Here is an 11743-nt window from a genome sequence, read left to right as displayed (position 1 = left end):
GGCGGGCGGCGAGCGCGGCGACGCCCCGCCCGGCGAGCCGCAGCACGCCGAAGACGACCAGCGTGCCGAGAATGAACCACAGGCCGAAACTGACCTCGGCCGAGGAGAACAGCGCGAGACCGACGAGGCCGGCGATCAGCACGGCGGTCGCGATCAGATAGCGCTTGCGCAACCGCACCCGGTCGGGCGCGACCTGATCGCGGAACAGATGGGCGGCCGGCACTTCCCGCGCCCGGGCGAGCGGCCAGAGCGCGAAGAGCGTCGCGGTGATCAGGCCAAAGCCGGCGGCCCGCAGCAGGGGCAGCGGATAGAAGCCGAGGCTGGCCGGCACCGGCAATTGCTCCGCCAGCAGGCCGCCCAGGGCAATGGGCAGGCCGAGGCCGACGCCAAGACCGATGGCGATGCCGAGCAAGGCGATCAGCAGCACCTGGAACAGGAACATGCGGAAGATGAGCCCCGCGGGCGCGCCCAGCGATTTCAGGATGGCGATGGTTCGGGTGCGCGTCGCCATATGGGCACGCACGGCGCTGCCGATGCCGACGCCGCCGACCACCAGCGTGGTCAGGCCGATCAGGGTCAGGAACTGGCCCATGCGGTCGACGAACTGGCGAATGCCCGGGGTCGCGTTGTCGCGGTAGCGGATGCGCCAGCCGGCATCGGGAAATTCGGCCTCCAGCGCCTTGCCGATCGCGTGCAAGGGGGTGCCGGGCGGAAGGCTCAGGCGATAGGCGGTATTGACCAGGCTGCCCTGTTGCAGAAGGCCGGTTGCGGGCAGGGCATCGAGACCGATCATCACCCGGGGGCCGAGGGCGAAGGCTTCCGCCGCGCGGTCCGGCTCGTCGGCGATGACGGCGCGGATGATGAAACGGGCATCGCCGATGGCGATGATGTCGCCGATCCCGGCCCCGATCCGCATCAGCATGACATCGTCAACGACGGCGCCGGGCAATCCGTCCCGGACGGCGAAAGCGTCCATGGGGCCGAGGGCGGGTTCAAGCGCCAGTTTGCCGATCAGCGGATAGGCGCCATCGACCGCCTTCAATTCGACGAGCGTCCGGCCCTCGGCCCCGGTGGTCAGCCGGGCCATGGCGCGCATCTGGCGAACGGTGGAAAGCTGGCCGAGCCCTTGCAACCGGGCGACTTCGGCGGCGGTGGCCTCACGCTGCACGAGGCGGAGTTCCATGTCGCCGCCCAGCAGGGCGCGGCCATTCTCGGCCAGGCCCTGTTCGATCGCGGCCGAGAGGGTGCCGATGCCGGCGATCGCCGCGACCCCCAGCACCAGACAGGCGAGGAAGATGCGGAAACCCTTCAACCCGGTGCGCAGCTCGCGCCGGGCGAGGCGGAAGGCCAGCGCGGTCCCGCCCCTCATCACATCCGCTCGTCGGCGACGATGCGCCCGTCGGCGAGGCGCAGGCGCCGGTCGCAGCGCGCCGCCAGCGCGGGATCATGGGTGACGAGAACGAGGGTGGCGCCCCGGTCGCGGCCAAGGCCGAACAGGAGATCGACGATGGTCTCGCCGGTGCGGCTGTCGAGATTGCCCGTCGGCTCGTCGGCGAAGAGAATGCGGGGGTTCGCGATCAGGGCGCGGGCGAGGGCGACGCGCTGCTGCTCCCCGCCCGAGAGTTGCGCCGGATAGTGATCCAGCCGGTGAGCAAGGCCGACGCGGCCAAGCTCCGCCGCCGCCTTGTCCCGCGCGCCCGCGTCGCCGGCCAGCTCCAGCGGGATCGCGACATTTTCCAGCGCGGTCATGGTCGGGATCAGGTGGAAAGACTGGAAGACGATCCCCACATTGTCCCGGCGGAAGCGCGCCAGACGGTCTTCATCGAGGGTTTGAAGCTGCTGGCCGGCGACCGTGACCGTGCCCGAGGTCGGCTTTTCCAGGCCCGCCATGACCGAGAGCAGGGTCGATTTGCCGGAGCCGGAAGGGCCGATCAGCCCGATGCTCTGTCCCGCCTCGACGGACAGGTCGATGCCGCGCAGGATGTCGACCGGGCCGGCGGCACTGCCGAGGCTGAGGGTCACGGCAGCGAGTTCGATCACGGGAGCAGCCAAGGAATGACATCCACAAGAACAGGAAGGGGCTTTCGGTCATATGGACTGATGGTCCTGGTTTTCAACCTCGCCCTGCTGATCGGCCTCGCCTTTTCGCCCGCGGCGGGATCGGCGGCCCCGGCCCGCATCCTCGCCTTCGGCGATTCCCTCACCCATGGCTACGGGCTCGACGGGCCGGATGTCTTTCCGGTGCGGTTGCAGAAGGCACTGACGGCCGCCGGCATCGAGGCCGAGGTGCAGAACGCCGGGGTCTCGGGCGATACCACGGCGGGCGGCCTCGCCCGGCTGGACTGGGCGCTGGGCGATCCCGCCGGCCTGCCCGACCTCGTCATCATCGAGCTGGGCGCCAATGACGCCCTGCGCGGCACCGACCCGGCCGAGACCGAGGCCAATCTCGACGCCATCCTGACCCGCCTCGGAACGCGCGGGGTGAAGGTCCTGCTGGCGGGGATGCGGGCGCCGCCCAATCTCGGCAGCGAATACGGGACCCGCTTCGACGGCATGTTTCCCCGGCTTGCGGAAAAGCACCGGGTGGCGTTCTATCCCTTCTTCCTCGACGGCGTCGCGGCCGATCCCGCCCTCAACCAGGCGGACGGGATGCATCCCAATCCCGCCGGTGTCGCGATCATCGTCGAGCGGATCACCCCCTTCGTGATCCGCGCCCTCGAGCAAAGGAACCCTGCATGAAGTACCGCCGTCTTGGCCGGACCGATCTCGATGTCAGCGTCATCTGCCTCGGCACCATGACCTGGGGCGAGCAGAACACCGAAGCGGAAGCCCACGAACAGCTCGACTACGCCCTGGACCAGGGGGTGAATTTCCTCGATGCCGCCGAAATGTATCCGGTGCCGCCCAAGCCCGAGACGCAAGGTCGGACCGAGGCCTATATCGGCAGCTGGCTGAAGGCGCGCAAGAACCGCGACAAGGTCATCATCGCGACCAAGGTTTCCGGCCGCGACGGCCCCGGCGCCCATATCCGCAAGCCGACCACGCGCCTGAACAAGGCCCAGATCACCGAGGCGATCGACGGCAGCCTGAAGCGGCTCGGCACGGATTACGTCGACCTCTATCAGGTCCATTGGCCGGAGCGCATCACCAATGCCTTCGGTATAGCCGACTACAAGCATTTCGAGCAGCACGACCTTGTTCCCATCGAGGAGACGCTGGACGCCCTCGCCGGCCTCGTGAAGGCGGGCAAGGTGCGCCACCTCGGGGTTTCCAACGAAAGTCCCTGGGGCGTGATGCGTTACCTCGAGGCGGCGGACCGCCTGGGCCTGCCCCATATCGTCACGATCCAGAACGCCTATAGTCTCGTCAACCGCCTGTTCGAGATCGGCCTCGCCGAGATCGCCCATCGCGAGGGGGTCGATCTGCTGGCCTATTCCCCGCTCGGCATGGGGCTGCTGACCGGCAAATATTACGGCGGGGCGAAGCCGGCCAATGCCCGGCTCACCCTGTTCTCGCGCTTCATCCGCTATTCGACGCCGGGCGCCCAGGCGGCGGCCGATGCCTATGTCGACATCGCGCGCCGCCACGGGCTGGACCCGGCGCAGATGGCGCTGTCCTTCGTCAACGACCGGCCGTTCCTCGGCGCCAATATCATCGGCGCGACCACGATGGAGCAGCTGAAAGCCGACATCGGCTCAATCGACCTCGAGTTGTCGGAGGCGGTGATGAAGGAAATCGAGGCGGTCCACCGCGCCAATCCCAACCCCTGTCCGTGACCGGACGGTGGGGGCGTGACATGGTCCGTCTCTTCGTCGCCCTGCCGCTGCCGCCCCTCTTGCGCCAGACCCTGGCGCTGGCGGGCGGCGGCATTCCGGGCGCGCGCTGGAGCCCGCCCGGGAACCTGCACATCACGCTGAAATTCATCGGCGAGGTCGACGAGCGGGTGGCGGACGACATCGTCTCCGCCCTCGACGGCGTCCATGCCCCGGCTTTCGAGGTCGCGATCCGGGGTGTCGGCCTGTTCGAGAGCGGCAAGGGGCCGCGCCTCCTTTATGCCGCCGTCGTGCCCTCGCCCGCCCTCCTCGATCTCGAGAAACGGGTGGAGGCGGCGCTGGCGCTCGTGCCCGGCCTCGGCGTCGAAGATCGGCGCTTCGTGCCCCATGTCACCCTGGCCCGGCTGAAGGCGCCCGACGCAGGCCGGCTGCGCGCCTTCGTCGAAGGCAACGGCGGCCTGGCGCCGCCGCCCTGGCGGGCCGATCGTTTCGCGCTCTATTCCAGCGTGACCGGGGGCGAGCACCCGGTCTATACCCCGGAAGAATGGTTCGATCTGGAAGAGCAAGACGGGGACTGACGTGAAGACCTATCGGCGCATCGTGATCCTGACCGGCGCCGGCATTTCGGCGGAATCGGGCCTCGGCACCTTCAGGGACAAGGACGGCCTGTGGACGAAATATGATCTGCGGGACGTGGCGACGCCCGAGGGCTTCGCCCGCGATCCCGCCTTCGTCCATGAGTTCTACAACGCCCGCCGCCGCGGCCTGCTGACCGCGCAGCCCAATGCCGCCCACCATGCCCTTGCCCGGCTGGAGGCGGAACACGCCGGGGAGGTGCTGATCGTCACCCAGAATGTCGACGACCTGCACGAGCGGGCGGGCAACCGCAACCTCATTCACATGCACGGCGAACTCGCCCGCATCCGCTGCGGGATCTGCGAGACGGTGACCGAACACCGGGCCGATATCGACCTGGCGACGATCTGCGCGACCTGCGGCCGCGCGGGGGCGATGCGGCCCCATGTCGTCTGGTTCGGCGAAATGCCCCTGCTGATGGACGAGATCCACGAGGCGCTGGAGGCTTGCGATCTGTTTGTTTCCATCGGCACTTCGGGCACGGTCTATCCGGCGGCGGGCTTCGTCGCGCAGGTTCGACGCGGCCGACGGGCGCTGACGGTCGAATTGAACCTCGATCCGTCCGACGGCCATTCGCTGTTCGCCGAGCGCCGCTATGGCAACGCCAGCGAGATCGTGCCCGCATTCGTCGACGAAATATTGCGCGGGGAGATCTGATCATGCGGCCGTTCCATCTCGCCTTTCCGGTCCACGATCTTGCCGCCGCGCGGGATTTCTATTTCGGCACCCTTGGCTGCACGGCGGGGCGCAGCGCGCCGACCTGGGTCGATTTCGAGCTGTTCGGCCATCAGTTGTCGGCCCATCTGCGCGAGGGCTGGCAGGGGGCCGGGCGGGCCTGCGCCGGCGGCGTCGACGGCGATGCCGTGCCCCTTCCCCATTTCGGCGTCGTCCTGACCATGCCGCAATGGCACGCCCTGCGGGAGCGGCTGGAAGCGGCGGAGGGGATCGACTGGGTGCTGAAACCCAAGGTCCGCTTTGTCGGTCAGCCGGGCGAGCAGGCGACGATGTTCGTGCTCGATCCATCGGGCAATGCGCTGGAATTCAAGGGCTTCGCTTCGGACGAGAGCCTTTTCGCGACCTGAGGAGAATTTCTTGAGCCTTGTCTATTTCTGCCGCTATTCGGCATCGATCGCGCGGCATTGGCAGGACCTGCTGGAGACGGCGCTCGGCGAGACCGTGTTGCTCGGCCCACCTCATGGGAACCTGGGCGCCGACGATCTGGCGGCGGTCGATGTCGCCATCGTCGCCAATCCGGCGCCGGGGCTGCTGGCGCAGATGCCGAACCTGCGCTTCGTGCAGAGCCTTTGGGCCGGGGTCGACGGCTTGCTGGCCGATAGCTCGGTGCCCGAACACCTGCCGCTCGCCCGTCTGGTCGATCCCAACCTCGCCACCGCCATGGCCGAGGCGGTGGCGACCCATGTCCTCGGCCTGCACCGCCAGCTGCCCGCCTATCGCGCCCAGCAGGCGGATGTGGTCTGGAAGCCGCATCACCAGCCGCTGGCCGCGGAATGTCCGGTCGGCATCCTCGGCATGGGGGAAATGGGCAAGGCGTCGGCGGCCATGCTGCGGGCGCTCGGCTTTCCGGTGCTGGGCTGGAGCCGAAGCGCCGGCCCGGCGGCGCTGGACGAGGTTCTGGCCAGGGCGCATATCCTCGTCAATCTTCTGCCGCTGACGCCCGAGACCCGGCATATCCTGGCGGCGCCGCTTTTCGCCCGGATGCGGCCCGGCGCCGGCCTGATCAATTTCGGCCGGGGCGGGCATCAGGTGGTGGCGGATATCATCGCCGCGCTCGATGCCGGGGTCCTGTCCCATGCCGTGCTCGATGTCTTCGAGACCGAGCCGCTGCCGGCCGACAGCCCGCTGTGGCTCCACCCGAAGGTAACCGTGACGCCCCATGTCGCGGCCGAGACCGACAGTCGCACGGCGGCCCATTGCGCGGCCGGGAATATCCGCGCCTTCCGCGCCGGACGGCCCGTGACTGGCCTCGTCGATCGGGCGCGGGGCTATTGACGCCACAGGCGGGAGGGCGCAACCGTAGCCCTTCCCCAGCACCGCCCCGGAAGCCCGACGCCATGACCGCCGCCCTTGATCACGACCATGTTTTCCTCGGCCAGGACCACGCCCGGAACGAGCGCCGGACCTGGGCGGTGATCGCCCTGACGGTGGTGACCATGGGGGTGGAGATCGCGGCCGGCACGATCTATGGCTCGATGGCGCTCACCGCCGACGGCTGGCACATGTCGACCCATGCCGCCGCCCTCGTCATTTCCGCCCTGGCCTATCGCTATGCCCGGCGGCTGGCGCGGGACGACCGCTTTTCCTTCGGGACGGGGAAATTCGGCGACCTGGCCGGTTTCGCCAGCGCCATCGTGCTTGGTCTGGTCGCCCTGCTGATCGCGGGCGAGAGCCTGTGGCGCCTCGTTCACCCGGTCGCCATCGACTATGGCCAGGCCATCGTGGTCGCCGCGATCGGCCTTGCCGTCAATCTCGTCTCGGCCGGGCTGCTGCATCACGGAGCTGATCACCACGAGCATGACCATGACCACGGGGATCACCATCACCACCACGGCCATGACAATAATCTGCGGGCGGCCTATCTTCATGTCCTGGCCGACGCGCTGACGTCGGTTCTGGCCATTGCCGCCCTGCTGGCCGGGCGATCCCTTGGCCTCGCCTGGCTGGATCCGGTGATCGGCGTCGTCGGGGCGCTGGTCATCGCGCGCTGGTCTATCGGGTTGATGCGCGACGCGGGCGGCACCCTGCTCGATGTCGTGCCGGGGGGCGGTGCCGTGGCGGACGAGATCCGCCGCCGGCTGCAAGCCGAGGGCGAGCGGGTGACGGATCTCCATGTCTGGTCCCTGGGGCCAGGACATTTCGGCGTCATCGCCGCCCTGACCTCAAGCCAGCCCCAGGCCCCGGCGGTCTATCGGGACAGGCTGGCCGGCCTGCCCCGCCTGTCCCATGTCACCATCGAGGTGAACGCGGCGTGATTACGCGCCGCGCGATCCTCAGAAGCTGAGCAGCGAATTCACGCCGTCCAGCGTCGGGTCGAGCGCGCCCGTGTTGGCGCCGACCAGCGTGTCGACGACTTCCGTCACCGCGCCGAGACCGCCGGTCTGGACATTGGTCAGGTCGTTCAGCGGATCGGTCAGGGCGGCGAGGGCGCCGGTCTGGGGATCGACCAGCGTGTTCACGAGGCCCGCCACCGGCGACAGGATGGTGCCGCCGAGCAGGTTGTTCACCGTGCCCTGAACCGTGTCGATCAGGCCGCCGGCATTCGTCGATTCGGTCTGGCCCGACAGGAGGTGATTGAGGCCGTCCAGGGTCGGGTCGAGGGCACCCTTCTCGTCGCCGACCAGGGCGTCGACCACTTCCGTCACCGCGCCGAGGCCGCCGGTCTGGATATTGGTCAGATCGTTCAGCGGGCTGGTCAGGGCGGCGAGGGCGCCGGTCTGGGGATCGACCAGTGTGTCGACCAGATTGCCGACGAAGGCCAGCGGCGTGCCGTCGAGCAGGCTGCCGACCGTGCCCTGCACGACATCGATCAGACCGCCCGTCGTGGTCGATCGCGTATCGCCCGTCAGCAGGTCGTTCACCCCGTCGAGCACGGGATCGAGCACGCCGTTCTGCGGGCCGGCCAGCGCGTCGACGACGTTGGTCAGGCCGCCGAGGGCGCCGGTCGCCGTGTCGGTCACCGCCTCGAGGGCGCCGGTCAGCGGGCTGAGCACGCCGGTCTGCGGATCGACCAGGGCATTCACGAGGTCGCTCACCCCCTGCAGCGGTGTGTTGCCCAGCAGATTCTCGACCGTGTTCTGCACCAGCGAGATCAGGCCATTGCCGGTCTGGCCGCCATTGCCGTTGCCGCCATTGCCATTGCCACCGTTCCCATTGCCACCGTTCCCGTTCCCGCCGTTGCCGTTGCCGCCGCCCGGGGTGACGGGAAGTTCCCCGCCCCCGGCCAGGCTGATCTGGCGGAGACCAAAGCCACCGCCATAGCCGGTCAGGAAATTCCGCCGCTGATAGCGCCGGTCGATATCCATCAGGGTGACTTCACCGGCCTGCTTGGTTCGGCTCAGCTCGGCCGCCGCGGTATAGATGCGGATGCCGGCGAGGGCGAGGGCGCCCTTCTCATCGACGGTGCCATTGGCGAAGAGCGCCAGCCCCGGGACGTCGCTGAGCAGCGCCTCGACCTGGAGGTCGCCCGAGACATTGGTGTCCTCGGCATAGCCGACCCCGGCGCCGAGCTTCAGGTTGGGCGTGACATAGACCGAGGCCCCGGCGCGGCCGTACCAGCTGTCCTCGACCACATCGCCCCACTGATAGCCGGCGAGCAATTCGAGCGTGACGCTGGAGAGGTAATATTCGCCGATCGCGGCGACGGCATATTGCTTGTCGCCATCGACGTAATAGCCGCCACCGGCGATGCCGACCGACAGGGTCTGCGGGTCACGGTAGAACAGTTGGCCCGCGCCGCCGGCAAAGCCGGCCTCGTCGGCGACGAAGCCGGCGGCGCCGTCGATCTGCAGGCCGACATTGCCGCCGAGCGGGATGGCGAGGCTGGGGGCGCCACCGTAAAGGCCGCCGTTCTCGTCGCCGCCACCGAAGATGTCGACGCGCAGATTCGTTTCAGCGACCGCCTGCGTGTCGGCCCCGAACTGATAGGGCGAGACCGGGATGGCATCCTGCGCGCGGGCCGAGACGGCCGGAACAACAAGCGCCGAGGCCAGAAGTGCCGAACGGGCAGCGGTCGTCAGCAAGGTCGGCCGGTCAGCGGCACGCCTGGTAATCTTCAACATTTCAGCCACCTAAACCCCCAGGATTCGTTGCTCCACCCTCCGCGCGGGACGGGCGCGACCACATTCGGGCGGGCTTCGTCCCGCGATTGCGCGCATCGCCCGTGGGGGCAGGTAAACGAATTTTTAAGGATGAATTGTGAGGGCAACAATCTCCAATTCGGAGAAAATAACCCACGTTCTGGCGGTTGTTTCAAAATGGATGCATCGCACAACAGGTCGCGATCCGCGACCGGCGAAGCTGAATAAATCTTCGAAAAACAAGGTGTTGCCCCAAGGCGCTGCAACATGACGGATTGTCATCCCGCCACTTCATCGCACCTGTTCTGGCGGAAAGACCCCGAAGATCGGGAAGATCTGACGTCGACGACGGCTTTAGTCGAGCGCGTCCATATCGTCGTCGGAGAAACCGAAATGATGGCCGATCTCGTGGATCAGCACCTCGCGCACCAGGTCGCCCAGGGATGAGCCGGTTTCGCACCATTCGTCGAGGATGGGGCGGCGATAAAGAAAGATCATGTCGGGCAGGCTACCCGAATCGCTGAACGACTTGTCCTTCAGTGGCACGCCGCGATAGATCCCGGTCAGGGTGAAGGGGTCGTCGATCCCCATGGCCTCCAGCGTGCCGTCATCGGCGAATTCCTCGACCCGAATCACGACGTCGCGAACCTTGTCGCGCAAGGCGGGCGGTATGTCCGCCAGGGCCTGGGCGGCCAGGGCCTCGATGTCTTCGAGACGGGGGGCCAGGAGCCGGTCGAGAAATTTGGCGTGCGTCATCGGCCGAGACGTTAGCGCCTTGTGGCGCGCTGTCCAGTCTCGTACCACTTGAATCAGGATCGAAAAACGCCAAACAGGGAATGGTCATGGCCGAAAAGCTGACGGAAGCCGCGCGGGGGGCCGCTCTGGTCCAACTGCCGAAATGGCACATGTCGGAGGATCGCGATGCCATCGAACGCCGGCTGGTGTTCCGGGACTTCGGCCAGGCCTTCGCCTTCATGACCCGCGTCGCCCTGGTCGCCGAGGCGATGGATCATCACCCGGAATGGTTCAACGTCTACAAGACGGTCGACATCCTGCTGTCGACCCACGACGTCGGCGGCCTGTCCGAACTCGATATCAAGCTGGCCCGCCGCATCGACACCTTCGCCGCCGACTTCGGGCTCTAGCGGCGGGAGGGCGCCTTTCTCCCGCCTTCGTCACAATCCCGGCGAAGGCCCATAGGCGCTAAGATAATGGATTCCCCTTTCTGGCTGATTGTGATTCAAGCTTTGAATGGACATCAGCGTCGACGATCACGATTGGCCGTTGGTTGTTTCCCGCATCGAGGAAGCGATCGACCTTGAAGCTTCCGTTGTTGCCAGCGGCGCGCTGAAGCGACGACGGGAAGTCCGCAGCGGGGCGGATCTCCTGCGTCTGGCCCTGGCCTACGGCCCTGGCGGCCAGTCGCTGCGCGAGACGGCGGCTTGGGCGTCGTTGCAGCAGGTCGCCAAGCTCAGCGATGCAGCACTCCTGTACCGCCTGCGCGATGCCGCCGACTGGCTGGGGTGGATCGCCGGTAGCCTGCTGGCACAACGTACCGGCGAGACCGTTGCCCTGGCCGGCTATCGCCTTCGGATCGTCGACGCCACGGTGATCAGTCCGCCGGGGCGAGGCGGGCGCTGGCGCCTGCACGCGGTTTACGATCCAGGGGCAGCCCGCTTCACCGGGTTGGCGCTCACCAACACCCGCGGGGCCGAAAGCTTGACGCGGGTCGAGGCCGAGCCGGGAGAACTGATCCTGGGCGACAGGGTCTATGCCCGCCCCGGCGGCTTGCAGCGCCTGATCGATGCCAGGGTCGACTTCGTGGTGCGGGCCGGGAGCCGCTCCCTGACCCTGTCCAAGGCCGATGGGAGTGCCTTCGACCTCGCGGCGGCACTCGACCAAAGCGACCAGTTCGGCACCTGCGACCTGGCGGTCAGGATCGATCACAAGGGCCACCCGGAACGCTCCAGGTTGGCCCGGCTGGTGGTGATCAGGAAGCCGCCCGAGGCCGCTCGTCAGGCCCGCGACCGGGCCCGACGCGAGAGCCAGCGCGGCGGCCACCGCAACGATCCCCTGAGCCTGCGCGCCGCCGAACACCTGATGCTCATCACCTCGCTGGCCCAGGACAAGGCAAGCCCCGAGCAACTCGCCAGCCTGTACAGGCTGCGCTGGCAGATCGAACTGGCCTTCAAGCGCCTCAAGTCCCTCCTGCACCTCGACCGCCTGCCGGCCAGGAACGAGGGCTTGGCCCGGGCCTGGATCTTCGCCCATCTCATCGCCGCCCTGCTCGTCGAGGATCTTTGCCCGGATATCCGGGACATTCCCCCCTGAGCCCAAGGCATTGCCCCGGATGCCCTCCCTGTGGCGGGTCACCAAGATGCTCATGGCCGCCTTCCGTCAGCACGTCCTCGGCGCCATCTCCCTGCACCGCCTCGCCGGCAGCATCCGGAAAATTGAAAGGCAGCTCTTCGAAGCACACCGAAAACGTAAACTTCAGACCTTAACTTAGCGCATATGGGC

The 11743-nt window shown here is 67.7% G+C and carries 13 protein-coding genes; 9 read left to right on the top strand and 4 right to left on the bottom strand.

Features of this window, described 5'->3' with window-relative positions; all coding sequences use genetic code 11:
- On the bottom strand, positions 1-1369 hold a 1369-nt coding region (locus tag WAZ62_RS16990; RefSeq protein ID WP_422644724.1), incomplete at its 3' end, for an ABC transporter permease.
- Entirely contained in the window at positions 1369-2052 is a 684-nt protein-coding gene (locus tag WAZ62_RS16985; RefSeq protein ID WP_422644723.1) for an ABC transporter ATP-binding protein, read from the bottom strand. The genes WAZ62_RS16985 and WAZ62_RS16990, both read right to left, overlap by 1 nt.
- A gap of 48 nt (positions 2053-2100) precedes the next feature.
- Between WAZ62_RS16985 and WAZ62_RS16980 the strand changes: the two genes are divergently transcribed.
- From WAZ62_RS16980 to dmeF, 7 genes are all read left to right on the top strand, one after another.
- Positions 2101-2739 (top strand): arylesterase, encoded by a 639-nt coding sequence (locus WAZ62_RS16980; protein ID WP_422644722.1) that lies wholly within the window; start codon positions 2101-2103, stop codon positions 2737-2739.
- On the top strand, positions 2736-3776 hold the full coding sequence (locus WAZ62_RS16975; protein WP_422644721.1) for an NADP(H)-dependent aldo-keto reductase: 1041 nt from the start codon (positions 2736-2738) through the stop codon (positions 3774-3776). The genes WAZ62_RS16980 and WAZ62_RS16975 overlap by 4 nt, the downstream gene beginning before the upstream one ends.
- Positions 3777-3796: 20 nt before the next feature.
- Positions 3797-4351 carry an RNA 2',3'-cyclic phosphodiesterase gene (thpR, locus tag WAZ62_RS16970; RefSeq protein WP_422644720.1) on the top strand — a complete coding sequence of 185 codons (555 nt, stop codon included), beginning with the start codon at positions 3797-3799 and terminating at the stop codon, positions 4349-4351.
- Position 4352: 1 nt separating this feature from the next.
- Positions 4353-5066 carry an NAD-dependent deacylase gene (locus WAZ62_RS16965; RefSeq protein WP_422644719.1) on the top strand — a complete coding sequence of 238 codons (714 nt, stop codon included), beginning with the start codon at positions 4353-4355 and terminating at the stop codon, positions 5064-5066.
- Positions 5067-5068: 2 nt separating this feature from the next.
- Positions 5069-5491 (top strand): VOC family protein, encoded by a 423-nt coding sequence (locus WAZ62_RS16960; RefSeq protein WP_422644718.1) that lies wholly within the window; start codon positions 5069-5071, stop codon positions 5489-5491.
- Positions 5492-5501: 10 nt separating this feature from the next.
- The gene (locus WAZ62_RS16955) at positions 5502-6419 is read left to right on the top strand and encodes a 2-hydroxyacid dehydrogenase (RefSeq protein WP_422644717.1); all 918 of its coding nucleotides are present in this window, start codon (positions 5502-5504) and stop codon (positions 6417-6419) included.
- Between the two features lie 62 nt (positions 6420-6481).
- Positions 6482-7399: a CDF family Co(II)/Ni(II) efflux transporter DmeF gene (gene dmeF, locus WAZ62_RS16950; protein WP_422644716.1), complete on the top strand. Its 918-nt coding sequence runs from the start codon at positions 6482-6484 to the stop codon at positions 7397-7399.
- Between the two features lie 18 nt (positions 7400-7417).
- Here the strand turns inward: dmeF and WAZ62_RS16945 are convergent, their stop codons facing one another.
- Positions 7418-9205 carry a hypothetical protein gene (locus WAZ62_RS16945; RefSeq protein ID WP_422644715.1) on the bottom strand — a complete coding sequence of 596 codons (1788 nt, stop codon included), beginning with the start codon at positions 9203-9205 and terminating at the stop codon, positions 7418-7420.
- Between the two features lie 372 nt (positions 9206-9577).
- Positions 9578-9979, bottom strand: a complete 402-nt coding sequence (locus WAZ62_RS16940) for a metallopeptidase family protein (protein WP_422644714.1) — start codon at positions 9977-9979, stop codon at positions 9578-9580.
- A gap of 86 nt (positions 9980-10065) precedes the next feature.
- Between WAZ62_RS16940 and WAZ62_RS16935 the strand changes: the two genes are divergently transcribed.
- On the top strand, positions 10066-10368 hold the full coding sequence (locus WAZ62_RS16935; RefSeq protein ID WP_422644713.1) for a 4a-hydroxytetrahydrobiopterin dehydratase: 303 nt from the start codon (positions 10066-10068) through the stop codon (positions 10366-10368).
- 106 nt (positions 10369-10474) lie between these two features.
- Entirely contained in the window at positions 10475-11554 is a 1080-nt protein-coding gene (locus WAZ62_RS16930; protein WP_422644712.1) for an IS4 family transposase, read from the top strand.
- The last annotated feature ends 189 nt before the right edge of the window (positions 11555-11743 follow it).

Source organism: Zavarzinia sp., assembly GCF_049306435.1.
GTDB lineage: Bacteria > Pseudomonadota > Alphaproteobacteria > Zavarziniales > Zavarziniaceae > Zavarzinia.
The sequence above is the reverse complement of the archived record's forward strand: the minus strand, read 5'-3'. Positions and strand labels throughout refer to the sequence as shown.

What these genes read in the sequence shown, in the direction of transcription:
- WAZ62_RS16980 (WP_422644722.1), top strand. Translation starts at nt 2,101, where the DNA reads ATGGTCCTGGTTTTCAACCTCGCCCTGCTGATCGGCCTCGCCTTTTCG.
- WAZ62_RS16975 (WP_422644721.1), top strand. Translation starts at nt 2,736, where the DNA reads ATGAAGTACCGCCGTCTTGGCCGGACCGATCTCGATGTCAGCGTCATC.
- thpR (WP_422644720.1), top strand. Translation starts at nt 3,797, where the DNA reads ATGGTCCGTCTCTTCGTCGCCCTGCCGCTGCCGCCCCTCTTGCGCCAG.
- WAZ62_RS16960 (WP_422644718.1), top strand. Translation starts at nt 5,069, where the DNA reads ATGCGGCCGTTCCATCTCGCCTTTCCGGTCCACGATCTTGCCGCCGCG.
- dmeF (WP_422644716.1), top strand. Translation starts at nt 6,482, where the DNA reads ATGACCGCCGCCCTTGATCACGACCATGTTTTCCTCGGCCAGGACCAC.
- WAZ62_RS16945 (WP_422644715.1), bottom strand. Translation starts at nt 9,205, where the DNA reads ATGTTGAAGATTACCAGGCGTGCCGCTGACCGGCCGACCTTGCTGACG.
- WAZ62_RS16940 (WP_422644714.1), bottom strand. Translation starts at nt 9,979, where the DNA reads ATGACGCACGCCAAATTTCTCGACCGGCTCCTGGCCCCCCGTCTCGAA.
- WAZ62_RS16935 (WP_422644713.1), top strand. Translation starts at nt 10,066, where the DNA reads ATGGCCGAAAAGCTGACGGAAGCCGCGCGGGGGGCCGCTCTGGTCCAA.
- WAZ62_RS16930 (WP_422644712.1), top strand. Translation starts at nt 10,475, where the DNA reads ATGGACATCAGCGTCGACGATCACGATTGGCCGTTGGTTGTTTCCCGC.